A 22,394-nucleotide genomic window follows, 5' to 3' on the forward strand; every position below is an offset into this window, starting at 1 on the left:
CGGGTGACCCGCCCGCCTACCCCGCCACCCCCTTCAGCAGAACGGAGAGCAGACGTACCGCCCCCCGCTTGTGCAACGGATCGTTGCCGTTGCCGCACTTGGGGGACTGGATGCAGGAGGGGCAGCCGGCGTCGCAGTCGCAGGACGCGATGGCCTCGCGGGTGGCGGTCAGCCACTCGCGGGCGGTGTGGAAGGCACGTTCGGCGAAGCCCGCGCCGCCGGGATGACCGTCGTAGACGAAGACCGTGGGCAGGAGGGTGTCCGGGTGGAGCGGCATCGAGACGCCGCCGATGTCCCAGCGGTCGCACGTGGCGAAGAGGGGGAGCAGGCCGATGGAGGCGTGTTCGGCGGCGTGCAGGGCGCCGCCGAGGATCTCGGGGTTGATGCGGGCGGCGTCGAGTTGGTCCTCGGTGACCGTCCACCACACGGCGCGGGTGCGCAGCGTACGAGGAGGGAGGTCGAGCTTGGTCTCGCCGAGGACCTCGCCGGTGATGAGGCGGCGGCGGAGGTAGCCGACGACCTGGTTGGTGACCTCGACCGAGCCGTAGCACAACCTGCCGTCGCCCCAAGGGACTTCGACGTCGGTCTCCAGGATGGAGATGGCCGTGGTGTCGCGGGCGGTGGTCGAGTAGGTGGGGTTCGCTGTTTCGACGAGGGCGACGTTGTCGTCGAGGTCCAGCTTCTTCACCACGTACGTGCGGCCCTGGTGGAGGTGGATCGCGCCGTCGTGCACCGAGGTGTGGGCGGAGCCCGCGTCGACGGTGCCGAGCAGCCGGCCGGTGCCGGCCTCGACGACCTGTACGGGGGAGCCGCCCTCGCCGCGGATGTCGGCCAGGTCCGCGGCGGACTCGCGGCGCGTCCAGTGCCAGGCCTTCGTGGCGGAGCGGCGCCGCAGCAGCTTCGCCGCCTCCAGCTGCGGCAGTAGTTCCCCCGTCGCAGGGCCGAACAGGGCCAGGTCCGGTTCGGTCAGGGGGATCTCCGCCGCCGCCGCGCACAGGTGCGGAGCGAGGACGTACGGGTTGTCGGGGTCGAGGACCGTCGATTCGACCGGCTGGTCGAAAAGGGCTTCAGGGTGGTGGACCAGGTAGGTGTCCAGGGGGTCGTCACGGGCCACCAGGACCGCCAGCGCCCCCTGGCCCGAGCGGCCCGCACGTCCTGCCTGCTGCCACAGGGACGCGCGCGTACCGGGGTATCCGGCGATCAGCACCGCGTCCAACCCCGAGACGTCGATGCCGAGTTCGAGGGCGGTGGTGGCGGCGAGGCCGAGGAGTTCGCCGGAGTGCAGGGCCGCTTCGAGGGCGCGGCGTTCCTCGGAGAGATAGCCGCCGCGGTAGGCCGCGACCCGCCGGGCCAGCGAGCGGTCGACCTCGGCGAGCCGCTCCTGCGCGATCACCGAGATCAGCTCGGCGCCACGCCGGGAGCGTACGAAGGCGACGGAGCGCACGCCCTGGACCGCGAGGTCGGTCAGCAGGTCCGCCGTCTCGGCGGTCGCCGTGCGCCGCACCGGCGCGCCCTTCTCGCCCTGCATCTCCGTCAGCGGGGGTTCCCAGAGCGCGAAGACCAGTTCGCCGCGCGGCGAGGCGTCGTCCGCGACCTCGACGACCGGCAGACCCGTCAACCGCTGGGCGGAGACGGCCGGTTCGGCCGAGGTGGCCGAGGCCAGCAGGAAGACGGGGTCGGATCCGTAGCGGGCACATATGCGGCGCAGTCTTCGCAGCACCTGCGCCACATGGGAGCCGAAGACGCCGCGATATGTGTGGCACTCGTCGATCACGACGTACTTGAGCGCCTTGAAGAAGGAGGACCAGCGCGGGTGCGAGGGCAGGATGCCGCGGTGCAGCATGTCCGGGTTGGTGAGGACGTAGTTTCCGTACTGGCGTACCCACTCGCGTTCCTCGAACGGAGTGTCGCCGTCGTAGACCGCGGGACGAATCGCCGTACCGAGCGGTTGTGAAAGTTCCTTCACCGATCGGCACTGGTCCGCCGCGAGCGCCTTCGTCGGGGCGAGGTAGAGCGTGGTCGCGCCGCGCCCGTTCGGCGCCTCGGATCCGTCCAGCAGGGACGACAGGACCGGAACCAGATACGCGAGCGATTTGCCGGAGGCCGTGCCGGTGGCGACGACCACCGAATCGCCGTCCAGGGCGTGCTCCGCCGCGAGTGCCTGGTGGGCCCAGGGGTGCGCGATTCCGGCGGTCTGCACGGCCGCGATGACCTCGGCCCGGATCCGATCGGGCCAGACGGCATGACGGCCGGGGCGAGGGGGCAAGTGCTCCGTATGGGTGACACGCGCAGCCCTGCTCGGACCCGAGGCGAGCCGGTCCAGGACCGCACCGGGAGAGGGGCGGTCTGGGGCGGATACCGAGGGTCGTTCGGATCGGTGATTCTTGGCCATCGGCACCGAGTGTGTCACTGGCGTGACGGACAATGCTCTCAAGGCGTCGTGCACGCCTGCCGGTAAGTGATTGAATGCCATCGCGGCTGGCGAACCGTCCCGGGGGATCAAGCCGAGGTATCCCCGAGGGGCGACCGCTCGATAGCAAGGTGCTGGAGGATCCGTGGACCTGTCCCTGTCGACCCGTACCGTCGGCGATCGTACGGTCGTCGAGGTCGGTGGCGAAATCGATGTATATACCGCGCCCAAGTTGCGCGAGCAGCTGGTCGAGCTGGTGAACGACGGCAGTTTCCACCTTGTCGTCGACATGGAGGGCGTGGATTTCCTCGACTCCACCGGGCTCGGCGTGCTGGTCGGCGGCCTGAAGCGCGTGCGTGCCCATGAGGGCTCGCTGCGCCTGGTGTGCAACCAGGAGCGCATTCTCAAGATTTTCCGTATCACCGGACTGACCAAGGTGTTCCCGATCCACACCTCGGTCGAGGAAGCCGTCTCGGCGACCGACTGATCCGGTCGATGCCGGTGGTGACACCGGTGGAGACAAGGGGATCGGGCGGCCGAGGCCGGCCGATCCCCGGGAGCACGCTCGTACCACTGTGGGCCCGTCTGTCCGAGGGGGATGCATGGCCACTGTCGAACTCCGCTTCAGCCCTCTGCCCGAGCACGTCAGGACGGCCCGCCTGGTGGCGGCCGCCGTGGCGCGCAGGGCGGGCGTGGACGAGGCCGTGCTCGACGAGGTCAGGCTCGCCGTCGGTGAGGCCTGCAGCCGCGCGGTCGGGCTGCACCAGAGCAGCGGCATCGCGGCGCCGGTGCGGGTGGCCCTGATCGAGGACGAGAAGCAGTTCTCCATCGAGGTCGGTGACGAGGCGCCGCGTACGGTGCCCCCGTCGGCCGCGGCCGACGGCACGGGCTCCGCCGACGATCTGGAGGCGGAGGGTGAGGACGAGATGGGTCTCGCCGTCATCAGCGGCCTCGTGGACGATGTCGAGGTCACCGCGGACACGGACGGCGGACTCATTCGGATGACGTGGCCGACCCTGCCGGCGACGCTTCCGTAGCACGCCGAGCGCTCCGCGCGCTGCCCGGAGATCTTTCGAAGAGGCCCGGATCACCAGACGGTGATCCGGGCCTCTTCGGTATTTCCTGAGGTCGATCAACCAATCGGCCAATAAAAGATCTTCGCTAATGCCTTCAAGGGGTTAGCAATTCCGCCTCTGCCTGCCGGGTGAGGTTCACCGAACATTTGCTGGGTAGGAAACAATTCCGTTTGCCGCGCCCTGTTTTGATCAGGGTCCGCTCCCTACAATCCGTCCACATCTTGAGCTCAGTCCAAGCGTCAAGGAGGACGAATGGCGGAGCCCTCTACCCCTGCTACGTTCGCAGCCGCAGTTCTGACCGACGACAACAGATTGATCGTCGTCGTCATCGCCGTCGTCGCGCTCGCGGCGCTCGCCGTCGCCGGAGTCCTGGTGCGCCAGGTACTCGCGGCCGGCGAGGGCACGGACTCGATGAAGGAGATCGCGGGCGCGGTCCAGGAAGGCGCGAAAGCCTATCTGGGCCGACAGCTGCGAACCCTCGCCGTATTCGCAGTCGTCGTGTTCTTCCTGCTCATGCTGCTTCCGGCGGACGACTGGAATCAGCGAGCGGGCCGGTCGATCTTCTTCTTGATCGGCGCGGTGTTCTCGGCCGTCACCGGCTATATCGGAATGTGGCTCGCGGTGCGCAGCAATGTGCGCGTCGCCGCCGCCGCAAGAGAAGCGACCCCGGCGGAAGGCGAGCCGGAAAAGGATCTCACCGCCGTCTCGCACAAAGCAATGAAGATCGCTTTCCGTACGGGCGGCGTCGTCGGCATGTTCACGGTGGGGCTCGGCCTGCTCGGCGCCTCCTGTGTCGTGCTCGTCTACGCGGCCGACGCGCCCAAGGTCCTGGAGGGCTTCGGGCTCGGTGCCGCGCTGATCGCGATGTTCATGCGTGTCGGAGGCGGCATCTTCACCAAGGCCGCCGACGTCGGCGCCGACCTGGTCGGCAAGGTCGAGAAGGGCATTCCGGAGGACGATCCGCGCAATGCCGCGACCATCGCCGACAACGTGGGCGACAACGTCGGAGACTGCGCGGGGATGGCCGCCGACCTCTTCGAGTCGTACGCCGTCACGCTGGTCGCCGCGCTGATCCTCGGCAAGGCCGCCTTCGGCGACGCCGGCCTCGCGTTCCCGCTGATCGTGCCCGCGATCGGGGTCATCACGGCCATGATCGGCATCTTCGCCGTCGCGCCGCGCCGCTCCGACCGCTCCGGGATGAGCGCCATCAACCGCGGGTTCTTCATCTCCGCGGTGATCTCGATCGTGCTCGTCGCCATCGCCGTCTACACGTATCTGCCGGGGACGTACGCCGACCTGGACGGCGTCACGGACGAGGCGATCAGCGGCAAGGCGGGCGACCCGCGGATCCTCGCGGTCGTCGCCGTGGTGATCGGCATCGTGCTCGCGGCCCTCATCCAGCAGCTCACCGGCTACTTCACCGAGACGAGCAGGCGACCGGTCAAGGACATCGGCAAGTCGTCGCTGACCGGCGCGGCGACCGTCGTGCTCGCCGGCATCTCCATCGGCCTCGAGTCGGCCGTCTACACCGCGATCCTGATCGGGCTCGGCGTGTACGGGGCGTTCCTGCTCGGCGGTACGTCGATCATGCTGGCCCTGTTCGCGGTCGCCCTGGCCGGTACGGGGCTGCTCACCACGGTCGGCGTCATCGTCGCCATGGACACCTTCGGCCCGGTCTCCGACAACGCGCAGGGCATCGCCGAGATGTCCGGTGACGTCGAGGGCGCGGGCGCGCAGGTGCTCACCGACCTGGACGCCGTCGGCAACACGACGAAGGCCATCACCAAGGGCATCGCCATCGCGACCGCCGTGCTCGCGGCCGCCGCCCTGTTCGGCTCGTACAGGGACGCGATCCTCACAGCGGCCAGAGACGTCGGCGAGAAAGTCGGCGACGGCGGGCCCATGAACCTGGTCATGGACATCTCACAGCCCAACAACCTGGTGGGGCTCATCGCCGGAGCCGCGGTGGTGTTCCTCTTCTCCGGGCTCGCCATCAACGCCGTCTCGCGGTCGGCTGGTTCGGTGGTCTACGAGGTGCGCAGGCAGTTCCGCGAGCACCCCGGGATCATGAACTACACGGAGAAGCCGGAATACGGGCGTGTGGTCGACATCTGTACGAAGGACGCGCTGCGGGAGCTCGCCACGCCCGGGCTGCTCGCCGTCCTGGCGCCGATCGCGGTCGGCTTCACGCTCGGCGTCGGCGCGCTCGGCGCGTATCTCGCGGGGGCGATCGGGACGGGCACGCTGATGGCCGTCTTCCTCGCCAACTCGGGCGGTGCGTGGGACAACGCCAAGAAGCTCGTCGAGGACGGGCACCACGGCGGCAAGGGCAGCGAGGCGCACGCGGCGACGGTCATCGGCGACACGGTCGGCGACCCCTTCAAGGACACCGCGGGCCCCGCGATCAACCCGCTCCTGAAGGTGATGAACCTCGTGGCGCTGCTCATCGCGCCCGCGGTGGTCAAGTTCAGCTACGGGGACGACGCGAGCGTGGGCGTGCGGATCACGGCCGCCGTCGTCTCGCTCGCCGTGATCATCGGTGCTGTGTACATGTCCAAGCGACGCGGCATCGCGGTCGGCGGGGACGAGGACGGGGGCGCCGAAGGGGCCGGACGGGTGCCGGAACAGTCGGATCCCGCCGTGGTCTCCACGACACGTACGTGAGGAACATGCGTACGTGACCTGAGTGCACGTCAGGGTGACAACAGGTGGGCGGACAGCGCCTTTTGACGGGCTGTCCGCCCATCGGTGTGTTCTGGCGTAGTTTCCTTACGTCTGCGGGGCGGGCCCTTCCGGTTTCAGTGAGCCTTATCTCTCCTGGTGCAAATGGCTGCTAAAGGTCAATAAAGTGGTCGTACAGGACACCCGGCGTGCGATTGTCGTGTGCGTGGCGTGTAAGTTCCGGGGCCGAGAGCCATGGAAGGGACCAATCCGGTGAACAAGAAGCTTGCTGCCGCACTGTCCGGCGGTGCGGTACTGGTACTGGCGTTGTCGGGCTGCAGCGACGACAGCAACGAGAAGCTCGACTCCTGGGCCAAGCAGGTCTGCGACAAGGTCCAGCCGCAGGCCAAGAAGATCGAGGCCGCGAACACCGCGATCCAGAAGGAGACCTCGGACAACAGCGAACCCGAGCAGGTCCAGAAGACCGACTCGCAGGCGTTCCAGGACATGTCCGACGCGTACAAGGCGATCGGTGACGCGGTCGACAAGGCCGGCGCTCCGCCGGTCGACGGCGGTGACAAGAAGCAGCAGAACGCCGTCAAGGAGCTCGACAAGATCTCGACGTCGTACGCCGACCTGAAGAAGAAGGTCGACAAGCTCGACACCGGCGACCAGGCGAAGTTCGCCGACGGGCTCAAGGGCATCGCCGGCCAGCTGGACACGCTGAGCCAGGACGGCAGCGACGCGCTCAAGAACCTTGAGGAGGGGGACGTGGGCAAGGCGATGGCGAAGCAGGAGAGCTGCAAGAGCGCATCCGCTACGCCTTCGGGGTCCTAGGCCTCACGTTTTCTTCTGCGCCCCCGGGGTCGCGCCATTGCTGCGCCGCGCCGGGGGCGCCGTCGTGTTCGCGGTGTGCGGGTGACAATGGAGGGGTGAGTTCTTCCGTTGCTGCACCGCTGCCCTCCGTTGACCGTTCCGACGTCGCCCGGTCCCTGCGTGACGCCCTGGTTTCTGCCGAGTTCACTGCCGATGGGCTGCTTGAGCTGCTCGGGGCGTCCGCCTACGCGGCGCTCGCGCGCAGCGAGACCGTGCCCGCTCTGCGGGCCACCCGGGGCGAGCGCCCCCTGGAGACGCTCGTCCGGCTCTTCCTGTTGCAGCAGCCCGCGCCGCGCGAGCGCGTGGCCGAGGTGCTGCCGCTCGACGCGTGCGTGGAGAGCGGCTGGCTGCGGGCCGTCGGGGGCGACGAGGTCGCGGCGAGCGTCGACGTACGCCCGTATGGCGGCCCCGAGGGCGAGGACTGGTTCATCGTGTCCGACCTCGGCTGCGCGGTCGGGGGCGCCGGAGGCATCGGCAGCAGCCAGGAAGGCGTCGTGCTCGGGGTCGGCGGGGCGTCCACGACGCTTGCCGGGATCACCGTGCGTACGCCCGTCGACTCGGCCCTCGACCTCGGGACCGGATCCGGGATCCAGGCGCTGCACGCGGCGCGCCACGCCACGCGGGTCACCGCGACCGACCTCAACCCGCGGGCGCTGCACATGACCGCGCTGACCCTCGCGCTGTCGGGTGTGCAGGCGGCTGAGTTGCGGGAGGGCTCGCTGTACGAGCCCGTGGGCGACGCCACGTACGACCTGGTCGTCTCCAACCCGCCGTTCGTGATCTCCCCGGGAGCCCGCCTCACGTACCGCGACGGCGGCATGAGCGGGGACGATCTGTGCCGCTCGGTCGTTCAGGAGGCAGGGGAGCACCTGAACGACGGGGGGCACGCGCAGTTCCTGGCCAACTGGCAGCACGTGGAGGGGGAGGAGTGGACCGAGCGGTTGCGCTCCTGGGTGCCGCGCGGCTGTGACGCCTGGATCGTGCAGCGCGAGGTGCAGGACGTCGCGCAGTACGCCGAGTTGTGGCTGCGTGACGCCGGTGACCACCGCGGCGATCAGGCCGCGTACGCGGCGCGGTACGACGCCTGGCTCGACGAGTTCGAGGCGCGCAAGGTGCGGGCCGTCGGCTTCGGTTGGATCACGCTCAGGAAGACCGCCTCCGAAGAGCCCTCGATCGTCATCGAGGAGTGGCCGCACCCTGTCGAGCAGCCGCTCGGCGAGACCGTGCGCGCGCACTTCGAGCGGGTCGACTGGCTGCGGGCGTACGACGACGCGGCGCTGCTCGGCGCGCACTTCAAGCTGGCCGGGGAGGTCGTGCAGGAGCAGGTCGGGCTGCCGGGTGCCGAGGACCCGGAGCACGTCGTGCTGCGGCAGGGGCGGGGGATGCTCCGTGCGACGAAGGTGGACACGGTCGGCGCCGGGTTCGCGGGTGTGTGCGACGGGTCGCTGAGCGCCGGGACGATCCTGGACGCCATCGCCCAACTCGTGGGCGAGGACCCGGTTTCGTTGCGCGACCGCACTCCCGCGCAGATCCGCACGCTGGTCGAGCTGGGGTTCCTGGAGCCGTTCACGCCCGTCGACTGAAAGCCGGTCGACCGCACTTCGCCTTGTGGCGCCCGGGAGTTCATCCGGGGTTCGGCTGCCCGTGTCAGCGTCACCCGCCTGGGTACCGGAATCGGTCCGTAGGTGGGGGAGGCAAGGCGATGGAGAGTGTTCCCGCGGTGTTCGCAGGCGCGGTGTTCGGATTGTTCGGGGCAGGCCTGTTGGCGTGGACCGGGGCGCGCGCGGCGCACCGTGAGCCGGTGGCGTACGGGGTGCGCCCTGTGACGTCGGTGGTGCTCGCGGGGGCGGCCGGGGCGGGAGCCCTGGCGCTCGCCGTGTGGTGTTTCGGCCAGGTCTAGGCCCGGCCCAACTGGGCGCCGCCCAGGAGCAGATCAGAAGCAGACCAGCAAGCACAGACCCGCAAGCAGACCAGCGAGCAGATCAGAAGCGCTCAGAAGTCGCTCGGAAGTCGCTCAGAGGTGACTCAGAGCGCGTTGCGCAGCACCGCCCAGGCCAGCGCCCCGATCAGGATCGCGGCCGCACCGCGACCCCCGATCGGCGGCGACCAGCGACGGCCGCGCAGCCCCTCGTACGCCCAACGCCCCAGCAGGGCAAGGGCGAAGGGGGCGGCGAACAGCAGCGCGCCGTTGTCGTGCCAGGCCATGACGTACTGACCGTGCATCAGGTCGTAGACCATCCGCGTCCCGCCGCACGCCGGGCAGAGCAGCCCCGTGGCGAACCGGAAGGGGCAGCCCGGCAGGGCGTGGCCCGGCTCGTGCGGGTCCGTGCCGTACAGGTACAGCGCGGCCGCTGCCCCCGCCGCGAGCACCCCGAGCGGGACCGCCGCGGGGGCGCCGAGCGCGCCCCTGAGGCGGGCCGTGGGGGACGCGGCGCGGGGCACGGGTCAGTTGTCCCGCAGCAGGCGGCCCTGAGAGTCGGTGGCGTTGCCGCCGGCGAGCATCATGATGCCGTCGATCAGGCCCCAGATGCCGCCGAGTCCGCAGGTCACCACGGACACGATGAGCATGGTGACGGCCATCCCGGTGTGCCCCGTGTAGAAGCGGCCCGCGCCGAACGAACCGAGGAAGATGCCGAGGAGACCCGCGGCGAGCTTCGTCTTGTCCGAGTACGGGCGGCCGTACGGGTCGTAGCCGTAGGGCGCCGCCGGGTCGTAGGGCATGCCCATGTTGGGGGCCATGCCCGGACCGCCCATGCCGGGGCCCGGCGGGGGCGGGTACGCGCCGCCGCCGGCCGGGGCGGAGCCGGGGTAGGGGTAGCCGTAGCTGGGCTGACCGGGCTGACCGGGCTGACCGGGCTGGCCCTGCGGCTGACCGGGCTGGCCGGGGGGCGGCGTGCCGTAGCCGGGCTGCGAGCCCTGCTGCGGGTAGCCGTACGGGCCCGCGCCCTGCTGGCCCGGCTGGTCCGCCGGGGGCTGGTTGTACGGGTTCCCGCCCGACTGGTCCTTGGGGGGCTGGCCGTACGGATTGCTGTCGGACATTTCGGGAAGCTCCTGGATAGTGATGCCTTGGGGACGAGCCGGAGGCTCCCGCGGGCTCCCCCAGCCACGCGCCATCTTGTCAGGAAGGGATAAACAGGGGAGTCCTAGGGCACGGACCGCTACGTAATAGGGACGTTCGCCACAGGAACCCGACACACGAAGCACCGGCACGGGCACCCGGAGGCGAGGCGTCCACTCAACGGTCCGGGGGCAGGATCCCGAAGAGTCGGGTTACCGTTCCGAGTGGCTGCTGCGTGCTTTTCCCGTTTGACACACCGGCGGGAGGTACCGTCACACTCCGCAGCAGTGCCGCGGAAACGGCACGATCCCGCGGGAGAAAGCCATCGACACGGCCCCGAACCGCCGACCGGAGAGAAGAGCGAAGTTGTCCCCGACCAGCGAGACCGCACAGGGCGGCCGCCGACTCGTCATCGTCGAGTCGCCCGCCAAGGCGAAGACGATCAAGGGCTATCTCGGCCCCGGATACGTCGTCGAAGCGAGCGTCGGGCACATCCGCGACCTCCCCAACGGCGCGGCCGAGGTCCCCGAGAAGTACACCGGTGAGGTGCGCCGCCTCGGGGTGGACGTCGAGAACGACTTCCAGCCCATCTATGTCGTCAACAGCGACAAGAAGGCGCAGGTCAAGAAGCTCAAGGACCTCATGAAGGAATCCGACGAGCTCTTCCTCGCCACCGATGAGGACCGCGAGGGCGAGGCCATCGCGTGGCACCTCCAGGAAGTCCTCAAGCCGAAGATCCCGGTCCACCGGATGGTCTTCCACGAGATCACCAAGGACGCGATCCGCGCCGCCGTCGCGAACCCCCGCGAGCTGAACAAGAAGCTGGTCGACGCCCAGGAGACCCGCCGCATCCTCGACCGCCTCTACGGCTACGAGGTCTCGCCGGTCCTGTGGAAGAAGGTCATGCCGCGCCTCTCGGCGGGCCGTGTCCAGTCCGTCGCCACCCGCCTCGTCGTCGAGCGCGAGCGCGACCGCATCGCCTTCCGCTCGGCCGAGTACTGGGACCTGACGGGCACGTTCGCGACGGGCCGCGCCGGTGACTCCTCCGACCCGTCGTCGCTGACCGCCCGCCTCAGCGCGGTCGACGGCAAGCGCATCGCACAGGGCCGCGACTTCGACTCGCTCGGCCAGCTGAAGGCCGGTTCGGCGAACACGCTGCACCTGGACGAGACGAACGCCCGGGCGCTCGCCTCCGCCTTGGAGCAGACGCAGTTCTCCGTACGCTCCGTCGAGTCCAAGCCGTACCGCCGCTCGCCGTACGCCCCGTTCCGTACGACGACGCTGCAGCAGGAGGCCTCGCGCAAGCTGGGCTTCGGCGCGAAGGCGACCATGCAGGTGGCCCAGAAGCTGTACGAGAACGGCTTCATCACCTACATGCGTACGGACTCCACGACGCTGTCGGACACGGCCGTCGCGGCCGCTCGTTCGCAGGTCACGCAGCTCTACGGCAGCGACTACCTGCCGGACAAGCCGCGTACGTACGCCGGCAAGGTCAAGAACGCGCAGGAGGCGCACGAGGCGATCCGCCCCTCCGGCGACCGCTTCCGCACGCCCGCCGAGACCGGCCTGACCGGCGACCAGTTCAAGCTGTACGAGCTGATCTGGAAGCGCACCGTCGCCTCCCAGATGAAGGACGCGGTCGGGAACAGCGTCACGGTCAAGATCGGTGGCACGTCCGCCGACGGCCGCGACGCCGAGTTCAGCGCCTCCGGCAAGACGATCACCTTCCACGGCTTCCTGAAGGCCTACGTGGAGGGCGCCGACGACCCGAACGCGGAGCTGGACGACCGTGAGCGCCGGCTGCCGCAGGTCGCCGAGGGCGACGGTCTGTCCGCCGAGGAGATCTCGGTCGACGGCCACGCCACCAAGCCGCCCGCGCGCTACACCGAGGCCTCGCTCGTCAAGGAGCTCGAAGAGCGCGAGATCGGCCGCCCGTCTACGTATGCGTCCATCATCGGGACCATCCTGGATCGCGGTTACGTCTTCAAGAAGGGGACGGCGCTTGTGCCCTCCTTCTTGTCGTTCGCCGTCGTCAACCTGCTGGAGAAGCACTTCGGCCGGCTGGTCGACTACAGCTTCACCGCCTCCATGGAGGACGACCTCGACCGCATCGCGCGTGGCGAGGCACAGGCTGTGCCGTGGCTGCGGCGCTTCTACTTCGGCGAAGGCTCGGACGGCCAGGGCGGCGCCGCGGACGCCGGGAACGGTGACGGCGACCACCTCGGCGGCCTCAAGGAGCTCGTGACCGACCTGGGCGCGATCGACGCCCGCGAGATCTCGTCGTTCCCCGTGGGCAGCGACATCATGCTGCGTGTCGGCCGCTATGGCCCGTACATCGAGCGCGGTGAGCGCGACTCCGAGAACCACCAGCGCGCCGACGTCCCCGAGGACCTCGCGCCCGACGAGCTGTCGGTGGAGTACGCCGAGGAGCTGCTCGCCAAGCCGAGCGGCGACTTCGAGCTGGGCGCCGACCCGCAGACCGGGCGCCAGATCATCGCCAAGGACGGCCGCTACGGCCCGTACGTCACCGAGGTGCTCCCCGAGGGCACCCCGAAGACCGGGAAGAACGCGGTGAAGCCGCGGACCGCCTCGCTCTTCAAGTCCATGGCGCTCGACACGGTGACGCTGGCCGACGCCCTGAAGCTGATGTCGCTGCCGCGCGTCGTCGGCCAGGACGCCGAGGGCGTCGACATCACCGCGCAGAACGGCCGGTACGGCCCGTACTTGAAGAAGGGCACGGACTCGCGCTCCCTGGAGACCGAGGAGCAGCTCTTCAACATCACGCTGGAAGAGGCCCTGGAGATCTACTCCAAGCCGAAGCAGCGCGGACGCGCGGCCGCCAAGCCGCCGCTGAAGGAGCTCGGCACCGACCCGGTCAGCGAGAAGCCCGTCGTGGTGAAGGACGGCCGCTTCGGCCCGTACGTCACCGATGGTGAGACCAACGCGACGCTGCGCTCGGACGACTCCGTGGAGGAGATCACGGCGGAGCGCGGGTTCGAACTGCTCGCCGAGAAGCGGGCCAAGGGCCCGGCCAAGAAGAAGACCGCGGCCAAGAAGGCGCCCGCCAAGAAGACCGCCGCGAAGAAGACGGCGGCCAAGAAGACGGCCGCCAAGAAGACGACCACGGCGAAGAAGACCGCGGCCAAGAAGACGACGACCGCGAAGACGGCCGCCAAGAAGACGGCCCCGGCGGAGTAGTCGGCGGCCCGGCGGAACGAGTGCCTCCCCGTGTCGCATGCGGGGAGGCGTTCACACCGGGAACACACCTTCGGTGTGTCAGTGGGGCCCTATAGGCTGGACGAATGACCCCAGCCGCGCAGCCAACGGACCCCAACACGGCCTCCGACACGGCCTCCGACGACGCCCTGGTGGCGGACTCCAGGGAGCGTGCGGTGCGCGCACTGTTGCGCGTACCGCAGTTGAAGCGACTGTGGTCGGCCCAGCTCGTCGGCGGAGTCGGCGACGTGATCGGGCTGCTCGTACTCGTGGTGCTGGCGGTACAGACGGCCATCCCCGAGGAGTCGTTCGGCGGTGGATACCGGGGCGTGGCCTTCGCCGTCGCCGCCGTGTTCGGGGCGCGCATCCTGTCGACGCTGCTGTTCGGCGCCGTCCTGCTCGGGCCGCTGACCTCACTGACGACGCCCGGCGGACCGCTCGACCGGCGCTGGACCATGGTCGGCGCCGACGGAGTGCGCGCCGCGCTGCTCATCGTCGCCCCCCTGTGGATCGACTGGGTGCCGGACAACGCGCTGGCGATGCTCCTCGTGACGGCCTTCGTCGGCGGGGTCGCCGAGCGGTTCTGGACCGTCGCCAAGGCGAGCGCGGCGCCCGCGCTGCTGCCCCCGCCGCCTCTGGAGGGCGCGGCCGTCAGGCCGTTGCCCGACCACACGGACGCGCTGCGGCGGCTCTCGCTGCGCACCGGATTCGTCGCCGTGCCGCTGGGCGCGGCCGGCCTCGTCGTCGTGACCCTGGTGCAGAACCTGATCGGTGCGGGCGTGGACTGGTTCGCCGCGCACCAGGTGGCGCTGTCGTCCTACGTAGGGGCGGGTCTCTTCGCCGCCTCCCTGTCGGTCGTGTTCTTCCTGGAGCTGCCCGACACGCAGACCCCGCGCGCGCGGTCGCCGCTGGAGGGTCTGCGCAGGCCCAGCACCGGCACGGGCGTGGACAAGGGCCGTACCGGCGTGATCCGGCTGCTCGTGCTCGCCTGCTCCTGTGTCGCCGGGGCGATCGCGGCGGCCGTCGCCGTGTCCGTGCTGCACGCCAAGGACCTGGGCGGTGGCCCGGTCACGTTCGGCCTGCTCGTGCTCGGCCTGACCGGCGGCACCGTCGTCGGCATCCGCATGGCGCCCAAGGTGCTGCCGCCGCTCTCGCGGCGCCGACTCTTCGCCCTCGCCATCGCGCTCACCGGCATCGGACTGCTCGCGGCGGGCCTGGTGCCCGACGTGACGAGCGTGATCCTCCTCGTGACGCTCGCCGGGGTCACCGCGGGCATCGCGGCGAACACCGGGCACACGCTGCTCGACCAGGAGTCCGAGGACCACCGGCGGGCGCGCACGACCGAGCACTTGCAGGCCGTCGTACGCGGGTGTGTCGCGCTCGGCGCACTGCTCGCGCCGGTCCTTGCCGCGCTCATCGGTCCGCATCACCTGGAGAGCGGAAAGTTCGTCTTCGCGCACGGGGGCGCCGCGTACACGCTGATGCTCGTGGGCGCGCTGCTGCTGCCCGTCGCCGCGCTCGTGCTCGCCAAGGCCGACGACCGCAGCGGGGTGCCGCTCCGGCACGACCTGCGGGACGCGCTGCTCGGCGGGAACGACCCGGTGCAGGCCCCGGCCGCGACCGGATTCTTCATCGCCCTGGAGGGCGGGGACGGCGCCGGGAAGTCGACGCAGGCCGAGGCGCTCGCGGAGTGGATCCGCGGCAAGGGCCACGAGGTCGTCGTCACGCGCGAGCCGGGCGCCACGCCGGTCGGCAAGCGGCTCCGGTCCATCCTGCTGGACGTGTCCTCGGCGGGGCTCTCCCACCGGGCCGAGGCGCTGCTCTACGCCGCCGACCGCGCGGAGCACGTCGACACGGTCGTCCGGCCCGCCCTGGAGCGCGGCGCCGTCGTCATCTCCGACCGGTACATCGACTCGTCCGTCGCCTACCAGGGCGCGGGACGCGACCTGTCGCCGACCGAGGTCGCCCGCATCAACCGGTGGGCCACGAGCGGTCTCGTACCGAACCTGACCGTGCTGCTCGACGTCGACCCGGAGGCCGCGCGCGAGCGGTTCACCGAGGCGCCCGACCGGCTCGAGTCGGAGCCGATGGAGTTCCACACGCGCGTGCGCTCCGGTTTCCTGACGCTGGCGGCGGGCGACCCCGGTCGCTACCTGGTGGTCGACGCCGGCCAGGAGCCGGAGTCCGTCACGACCGTCGTCCGGCACCGGCTCGACGTACTCCTCCCGCTCTCCGAGGCCGAGGTCAAGGCGCAGGAGGAGGCCCGGAAGGCCGCCGAGGAAGAGGCGCGCCGCAAGGCCGAGGAAGAGGCCGCCCGAAAGGCGGAGGAGGAGCGCCTGGAGCGCGAGCGCCAGGAGCAGCTCGCCAAGCTGCGTGCCGAGGAAGAGGAGCGCAAGCGCCGCGAGTTGGAGGAGGCGCAGCGCCTGGAGGCCGAGCGGCAGGCCGAGGAGGCGCGGCAGCGCGCCGAGGAGGAGCGCCGCAAGGCCGAGGAGGAGCGGGCCCGCCTGAAGGCCGAGGCAGAGGCACGCGCCGCCGAGCAGGAGCGACTTCGTAAGCAGGCCGAGGACGAGGCGCGGCTTCGGGCCGAGGCCGAGGAGCGGCGCCTGGAGAAGCAGCGCAAGGCCGAAGAGGCGCTGCTGCGTGCGGAGGAGGCGCGGCGGCTCGCGGCGCAGGCCGCGGAGCAGGCGCAGCGGAGCGCGGGCGCGCCGACCGCGAACTTCCGCAAGGTCGAGCTGCCGAGCGAGGCGCCGGACGACGGGCCGGTGGACAACGAGACGACGGTGCCGACGCCGATCGTGCGGCCCGACGCCGAAGAGACCACGGTGCTGCCGCAGGTACGGGACGCGGAGGACGCCGAGGAGACGACGCAGCTGCCGCAGCCGCCCGTGCCCGGCGCGGCGGACGAGACGGCGGTCCTCCCTCAGGTGTCCGAGCCGGCCGACCGGGTGCCGAGCGGCTACTTCCGCGATGAGCGGGCGGGTTCAGGGCCGGACAGTCCCAATGAGCGTACGGCGGAGCTTCCGCAGGTCGACGAGAGCGGCAAGCCGCGGCGGCCCCGGCCCGACTGGGCGGAGGAGACGCCGCTGGACGACCTGCCGTCGCTGGCGGACGAGCTGCTCGGTGACCGTGAGGACGAGGACGACCGGGGTGGCCGGCGCCGCCGGTAGGCGGGATCCCGGCCACGGTTCGGGCGATGTCAGTGGGGACCGGCACAATGAGTTTCGCTGGGACTCGGCATGAGCAAGGGACGGTGGCCGCATGGCCGTATGGGACGACCTGGTCGGTCAGGACCGGGTGATCGCGGAGCTGAGCGCGGCCGCCCGGGACGCGGACGCCCTGGTGACGGCGGCCTCCGCGAACACCCCGCCGCCGGCCGCGTCGAAGATGACGCACGCCTGGCTGTTCACCGGGCCGCCGGGGGCCGGCCGGGAGACCGCGGCCCGCGCGTTCGCCGCGGCCCTCCAGTGCGTCAGCCCGGACCGCGCCCTCGGCGGCGCCCCCGGCTGCGGGTTCTGCGACGGCTGCCACACCGCGCTGCTCGGCACGCACGCGGACGTGTCGACGGTGGCCGCGGTCGGCACCCAGATCCGCGTCGACGACATGCGTGACACGGTCCGCAAGTCGTACACGTCACCGGCGGTCGGCCGCTGGCAGGTGATCCTCGTGGAGGACGCCGAGCGGCTCAACGAGAAGTCGGCGAACGCGGTCCTGAAGGCGGTGGAGGAGCCGGCTCCGCGCACGGTGTGGCTGCTCTGCGCACCTTCGGTGGAGGACGTACTGCCGACGATCCGCTCCCGCTGCCGCCTGCTCACCCTGAGCACGCCCGCCGTCTCCGCGGTCGCCGACATGCTCGTCCGGCGTGACGGCATCGAGCCGGACGTCGCGGCCGCCGTCTCCCGCGCCACGCAGGGCCACATCGACCGGGCCCGCCGCCTGGCCACGGACCCGCGCGCGCGGGAGCGCAGGGCCGCCGTCCTGAAGGTGCCGCTGCGCGTCGAGGAGATCGGCGGCTGCCTCAAGGCGGCGCAGGAACTGGTGGACGCTGCCGCAGAGGACTCCAAGCAGCTCGCCGAAGAGGTCGACACCAAAGAGACGGAAGAGCTGAAGGCGGCGCTCGGCGGGCAGAGCGGCGGGCGGATGCCGCGCGGCACCGCCGGGGCCATGAAGGACCTCGAGGACATGCAGAAGCGGCGCCGCACGCGCTCGCAGCGCGACAGCCTCGACCTTGCGCTCACCGAGCTGACGGTCGTCTACCGGGACGTGCTCGCGATGCAGCTCGGCTCGCGCGTGGACCTGGCCAACATCGAGATCCAGGACACGTTGGAGCGGGTCGCCCGTGGTACCTCTCCCGAGTCGACGCTGCGGCGGATCGAGGCGATCGGGGCGTGCCGGGTGGCGTTGGACGGGAATGTGGCGCCGCTCTTGGCGGTGGAGGCGATGACGGTGGCGTTGCGGGCGGGGTAGTCGCGGGCCCACGCCGCGGGGCTCTGCCCCGGGCCCCGCTGGCTCTCGTCCCAGAGCGGGGCGTGACCTTTCCACCGGTCGTACGCAAGGTGACCGGTCGCGCGCGGAGCGTTACGCTCGGCCGATGTACTCCTGGCGCCACCCCCTCACCCCACGCCGCCGCCCCGCCGTGCTCGCCGTCGCCGGTGGGATACTGCTTGCCTCCATCTCCGCCTGCGCGTCGGGCAGTTCGGGGGCTCCGGGGTCCTCGCTCGCCGCGCTGCCCCGTGCCACGCCGGCCGATCTGGCCCCGTATTACGAGCAGGCCCCGAAGTGGCGCGAGTGCGGCGTGCCCGGATTCGAGTGCGCCACCCTCAAGGCGCCGCTCGACTACGACGAGCCGTCCGCCGGCGACATCGACCTCGCCGTCTCCCGGAAGAAGGCCACGGGACCCGGCAAGCGCCTCGGTTCGCTCCTGGTCAACCCGGGCGGCCCCGGCGGCTCGGCGGTCGGCTACCTCCAGTCGTACGCGGGCATCGGCTACCCGGAGAAGGTCCGCGCCCGCTACGACATGGTCGCCGTCGACCCGCGCGGCGTCGCCCGCAGCGAACCCGTCACCTGCCTCGGCGGCAAGCGGATGGACGCGTACACGCAGACCGACGTCACCCCGGACGACCAGGCCGAGCGGGCCCGTCTGACCGCCGCCTACAAGGGGTTCGGCGCCGGCTGCGAGGCGTCGACCCGCACGTCCGGCCGAGTTCTGCCGCACGTCTCCACGGTCGAGGCGGCCCGCGACATGGACCTCGTACGCGCGGCCCTCGACGACGAGAAGCTCAACTACGTAGGCGCGTCGTACGGGACGTTCCTGGGGGCGACGTACGCGGGCCTGTACCCGGAGCGGGTCGGCCGGCTCGTCCTCGACGGCGCGATGGACCCCTCCCTGCCCGCGCGTGAGATGAACGAACAGCAGACCGCTGGCTTCGAGACGGCGTTCAAGTCCTTCGCGAAGGACTGCGCGAAGCGCTCCGACTGCCCCCTCGGCACCGGCACCCCCGACCAGTCGGGCAAGCGCCTCAAGGGCTTCTTCGCCACCCTCGACCGCTCGCCGATCGACACCGGGGACGAGGGCGGCCGCAAGCTCGGCGAGGCCCTCGCCACGACCGGCGTGATCGCCGCGATGTACGACGAGGGGGCCTGGCCGCAGCTGCGTGAGGCCCTCACCGCGGCCATGAAGCAGAAGGACGGCGCGGGTCTGCTCGCCCTCTCCGACAGCTACTACGAGCGCGACCCCGATGGCACGTACTCGAACATGATGTTCGCCAACGCCGCGGTGAACTGCCTGGACCAGCCGCCGTCCTTCACCTCGCCCGCGGAGGTCGAGAAGGCGCTCCCCGACTTCGAGAAGGCGTCCCCGGTCTTCGGCAAGGGCCTCGCCTGGTCCTCCCTGAACTGCGGCTACTGGCCGGTGAAGGCGACCGGCGAAGCCCACCGCATCACCGCCGAAGGCGCCGCCCCCATCGTCGTGGCCGGCACCACCCGCGACCCGGCCACCCCCTACCGCTGGGCGAAGTCCCTCGCCGCCCAGCTCTCCTCCGGCCGCCTCCTCACGTACGACGGCGACGGTCACACGGCGTACGGCCGCGGCAGCGACTGCGTGGACGGAGCGATCGACGAATACCTGCTGACCGGCACCCCTCCGGCCGACGGAAAACGCTGCTCGTAGTGCGTGTCCCCCGGCCATAAAGGCTGTGCGGAGCACTCCTGAGGAGCGTGTAGGATTGGCGACGTTGCTGACGCACTCCGGTGCGCGCGGCGGCGCCGCCTTAGCTCAGATGGCCAGAGCAACGCACTCGTAATGCGTAGGTCTCGGGTTCGAATCCCGAAGGCGGCTCAGATTGGAACCCCAGGTCGGAACATATTCCGACCTGGGGTTTTGTCGTTGCTGTGGGTGCGGTGGCGGGCAGGCTTATACCTGCGGTTTTGAGGAGATGCGGGGAGCCCGGAGCCCGTGCCGGGTCGTTCGACGCGTTGTTCGGCTTTGGCGGCGAACGGACGGTGAGTGCTCTACACGCCCAGATGTGTCGGCAACCCCGCCTGGTTCCGCGGGCTCTACGAGGTCGCCAGGTGCTTACCGCCTGCCGGGGCGGTCGGGACAGTACGTTGATCTCAGCGGGATCGGTCCCGCTCGCATGGTGTCCAGGAGGTGAGTCATGACTGCCGAGTCGGTGGCTCCTGCGTGGATGCACGAGCAGATCACGGCGGAGCAGTACGACTCCTGGTCCGAGGAGCAGTGTGCGGGGATCGAGATCGTGGACGGGATGGTCGTCGTGAGTCCCAGTACGACCAAGCGCCACAACCGGCTTGTCCGGATCCTGGCGAATGCCTTGGAGGCCGCTGCGGGGACGGAGTGGAACGCCGACACCGGCTTCGATGTCCGTCTGCAGGATGTTCCGCTCACCAATCGGCGTCCGGATGTTGTGGTGTATCGCGCGGACACGATTGATGTCTCGCCCACCCGGCCGGAGCACGTGCTGCTCGTCGTCGAGGTCGTCTCGCCGGGGTCGGAGACCACCGATCGGATCGTGAAGACGGACCAGTACGCCAAGGCCGGCATCGCCTTCTACTGGCGGGTCGAGCAGGCCGCGACCGGGGTCCCGCTGGTGTATACGTACGTGCTCGATCCGGCGAGCAGGACCTACCGGGACGGGGACGTGTTCACCGGTGTTGTGAAGTCCTCGGCGCCCTTCCCGGTCGAGGTTGACCTCGGGCGGATCTGAGCCCCACGCCAGAGAGCGGCTTGCCGAGGCACGTGAGCGCTGCGGGATCGGGCGGTTCCGAGGGCGGCTCAGACGCGGACCCCAGGTCGGATCGAATCCGGTCTGGGGTTTTGGTTGTGCCGGTGGTCACTTGGCGTCCGCGTAGCACTCCACCACCGCCACCGTGAACGGGAAGCGCACCGGGGTTTCGCCGAAGGCGATTCGGCTGGCGAGGTCTGCCGCCTCCCGGATCGCCTCGCTGACCCGGTCCGCCTCTTCGGCCGGGCAGTGCACGATCACCTCGTCGTGCTGGAAGAAGACCAACTCGGCGGCCATGGAAGCGAGATCACGGCGCAGTGCGGCCAGGACGAGGAGGGTCCAGTCGGCGGCGCTGCCCTGCACGACGAAGTTCCGGGTGAAGCGGCCGCGGGCGCGCGAGTTCGACGAGGCGTATCCGTAGCCGTAACCGGACGTCAATCCGCCGGTGTCCGCGGGCTGTTCGGGCTCGTCCTGCGGGATGCCGGCCTCCTCGGGCTCGGCGGTGCCCACGGCCGGTGGGCAGGTGCGGCCCAGCCATGTGCGGACCAGGCGGCCCTCCTCGCCCGCGCGCGCCGCCTCGTCGACGTACGCGACCGCCTTCGGGAAGCGGCGGCGCAGCAGCGCCAGGTTCTTCAGGCCGTCGCCCGAGGTCTGCCCGTATATCGCGCCGAGCACCGCCAGCTTGGCCTGGCCCCGGTCACCGGCGAACGCCCGGTCGGAGACCGCCTGGTAGAGGTCGGCGGCCTGGCCGGAGACCTCCATGAACGCCGGGTCGCGGGAGATCGCGGCCAGGACGCGTGGTTCCATCTGGGCGGCGTCGGCCACGACGAGCCGCCAGCCCGGGTCGGCGATCACCGCGCGGCGGATGACCTTGGGGATCTGCAGGGCGCCGCCGCCGTTCGTCGTCCACCGGCCCGAGACCGTGCCGCCCGGCAGGTACTCGGGTCTGAAGCGGCCGTCCCTGACCCAGTCCTGGAGCCAGGACCAGCCGTGCGCCGTGTAGATCCGGTACAGCTTCTTGTACTCGATCAGGGGCGGTACGGCCGGGTGGTCGATGCCCTCGATCTCCCAGCGGCGCGTGGACGTGAGCTTGATGCCGGCGTGGGCGAACGCCTTGATGACGTCGGCGGGGAGGTCGGGTCTGACCGGTCTGCCGAACGCCGCCGACACCTCGTCCGCCAGCTCGGCCAGGCGGCGCGGCTCGCCCCCGCCGCCGTAGCGTTCGCCCAGCAGTTCGCCGAGGAGCGCGCGGTGCACGTCCGCCCGCCATGGCAGGCCCGCCGCGTGCATCTCGGCGGCCACCAGCATGCCCGCCGACTCGGACGCGGTGAGCAGCCGCATCCGGCCCGGCTGGGCGGTCGCCTCGTGGCGGCGCTGCTGCTCCGCGTATACGTCGATGAGATCGGTCAGGGTGACGTCGACGGGTGGGCGCGGTTCGAAGAGGGAGGATTGCGAGCCGGGGGCGGCGACGCGGGGCGGGGGGTCGGGCGGGATGGGGGCGCCCTTGAGCCGGGCGAGGGCCGCCGCGGCGGAATGGGGTTCGCCGTGCCGGCCCTCGTGTGCGATCAGGAGGTTCTCGGCGGCCTCGATGTCGTAGCAGCGTTCGACGCGGACGCCGGCGGCGAGCAGGTGGGGGTAGACGGCGTGGGTGTCGCGCCAGACCCAGCGGGTGACCTCCGGTCGGGAGCGGACGGCGGCCGCGAGGTCCGGGGCCTGGGTGATCGGGCCGGTGGGCAGGCCGTCCGGGCCCAGCGGGGCGAGGTCGGCGCCGCCGTGCTCGGTGGGGGCGAGGGCCCATCGTTCGGTCACAGTGCCGAGTGTCACACCCGGCACTGACAATCTTTCCGCCGCGACGGTGT

Annotated in this window: 15 protein-coding genes and 1 tRNA gene; 12 read left to right on the forward strand and 4 right to left on the reverse strand. The window is 70.8% G+C overall.

Annotated features, from left to right (window positions below; genetic code table 11):
- Nucleotides 1–16: 16 nt before the first annotated feature.
- Nucleotides 17–2,473: a DEAD/DEAH box helicase gene (locus ACFYWS_RS32200; RefSeq protein ID WP_389282321.1), complete on the reverse strand. Its 2,457-nt coding sequence runs from the start codon at nt 2,471–2,473 to the stop codon at nt 17–19.
- Nucleotides 2,474–2,555: 82 nt separating this feature from the next.
- On the opposite strand from ACFYWS_RS32200, the gene bldG reads away from it, so the two are divergent.
- The 6 genes from bldG to ACFYWS_RS32230 all read left to right on the forward strand — a co-directional run bounded on the left by bldG (nt 2,556) and on the right by ACFYWS_RS32230 (nt 8,923).
- Nucleotides 2,556–2,897: an anti-sigma factor antagonist BldG gene (gene bldG, locus ACFYWS_RS32205; RefSeq protein ID WP_125514212.1), complete on the forward strand. Its 342-nt coding sequence runs from the start codon at nt 2,556–2,558 to the stop codon at nt 2,895–2,897.
- 115 nt (nt 2,898–3,012) lie between these two features.
- The gene (locus ACFYWS_RS32210; protein WP_389282323.1) at nt 3,013–3,447 is read left to right on the forward strand and encodes an ATP-binding protein; all 435 of its coding nucleotides are present in this window, start codon (nt 3,013–3,015) and stop codon (nt 3,445–3,447) included.
- 291 nt (nt 3,448–3,738) lie between these two features.
- On the forward strand, nt 3,739–6,150 hold the full coding sequence (locus ACFYWS_RS32215) for a sodium-translocating pyrophosphatase (protein WP_389282325.1): 2,412 nt from the start codon (nt 3,739–3,741) through the stop codon (nt 6,148–6,150).
- Between the two features lie 252 nt (nt 6,151–6,402).
- A complete protein-coding gene (locus tag ACFYWS_RS32220) occupies nt 6,403–6,984 on the forward strand; it encodes a small secreted protein (protein WP_389282327.1) in 582 nt (193 codons plus the stop codon).
- Nucleotides 6,985–7,079: 95 nt separating this feature from the next.
- On the forward strand, nt 7,080–8,606 hold the full coding sequence (locus tag ACFYWS_RS32225) for a methyltransferase (RefSeq protein ID WP_389282329.1): 1,527 nt from the start codon (nt 7,080–7,082) through the stop codon (nt 8,604–8,606).
- 119 nt (nt 8,607–8,725) lie between these two features.
- On the forward strand, nt 8,726–8,923 hold the full coding sequence (locus ACFYWS_RS32230; protein ID WP_389282331.1) for a hypothetical protein: 198 nt from the start codon (nt 8,726–8,728) through the stop codon (nt 8,921–8,923).
- A 125-nt stretch (nt 8,924–9,048) separates the two neighbouring features.
- On the opposite strand, the gene ACFYWS_RS32235 is transcribed toward ACFYWS_RS32230, so the two are convergent.
- Together ACFYWS_RS32235 and ACFYWS_RS32240 are read right to left on the reverse strand one after the other, a co-directional pair.
- Entirely contained in the window at nt 9,049–9,465 is a 417-nt protein-coding gene (locus ACFYWS_RS32235) for a DUF2752 domain-containing protein (protein WP_389282332.1), read from the reverse strand.
- 3 nt (nt 9,466–9,468) lie between these two features.
- Nucleotides 9,469–10,062, reverse strand: a complete 594-nt coding sequence (locus ACFYWS_RS32240; RefSeq protein WP_389282334.1) for a TM2 domain-containing protein — start codon at nt 10,060–10,062, stop codon at nt 9,469–9,471.
- Nucleotides 10,063–10,447: 385 nt separating this feature from the next.
- On the opposite strand from ACFYWS_RS32240, the gene topA reads away from it, so the two are divergent.
- The 6 genes from topA to ACFYWS_RS32270 all read left to right on the forward strand — a co-directional run bounded on the left by topA (nt 10,448) and on the right by ACFYWS_RS32270 (nt 20,517).
- Nucleotides 10,448–13,279, forward strand: coding sequence for a type I DNA topoisomerase (topA, locus tag ACFYWS_RS32245; protein ID WP_389282335.1), 2,832 nt, complete (start codon nt 10,448–10,450; stop codon nt 13,277–13,279).
- A gap of 104 nt (nt 13,280–13,383) precedes the next feature.
- Complete coding sequence (gene tmk / locus ACFYWS_RS32250) at nt 13,384–16,464, forward strand: dTMP kinase (protein WP_389282337.1); 3,081 nt, start codon at nt 13,384–13,386, stop codon at nt 16,462–16,464.
- Nucleotides 16,465–16,555: 91 nt separating this feature from the next.
- Nucleotides 16,556–17,761 carry a DNA polymerase III subunit delta' gene (locus tag ACFYWS_RS32255; RefSeq protein WP_389282339.1) on the forward strand — a complete coding sequence of 402 codons (1,206 nt, stop codon included), beginning with the start codon at nt 16,556–16,558 and terminating at the stop codon, nt 17,759–17,761.
- 124 nt (nt 17,762–17,885) lie between these two features.
- Nucleotides 17,886–19,463, forward strand: a complete 1,578-nt coding sequence (locus ACFYWS_RS32260) for an alpha/beta hydrolase (protein ID WP_389282341.1) — start codon at nt 17,886–17,888, stop codon at nt 19,461–19,463.
- A gap of 94 nt (nt 19,464–19,557) precedes the next feature.
- Nucleotides 19,558–19,631 (forward strand) — tRNA-Thr (locus ACFYWS_RS32265).
- 319 nt (nt 19,632–19,950) lie between these two features.
- Nucleotides 19,951–20,517 (forward strand): Uma2 family endonuclease, encoded by a 567-nt coding sequence (locus ACFYWS_RS32270; protein ID WP_389282342.1) that lies wholly within the window; start codon nt 19,951–19,953, stop codon nt 20,515–20,517.
- Nucleotides 20,518–20,643: 126 nt separating this feature from the next.
- Here the strand turns inward: ACFYWS_RS32270 and ACFYWS_RS32275 are convergent, their stop codons facing one another.
- Nucleotides 20,644–22,344, reverse strand: a complete 1,701-nt coding sequence (locus tag ACFYWS_RS32275; RefSeq protein WP_389282343.1) for a bifunctional 3'-5' exonuclease/DNA polymerase — start codon at nt 22,342–22,344, stop codon at nt 20,644–20,646.
- Nucleotides 22,345–22,394: the final 50 nt, after the last annotated feature.

This window comes from Streptomyces sp. NPDC002795 (assembly GCF_042888725.1).
Lineage (GTDB): Bacteria > Actinomycetota > Actinomycetes > Streptomycetales > Streptomycetaceae > Streptomyces.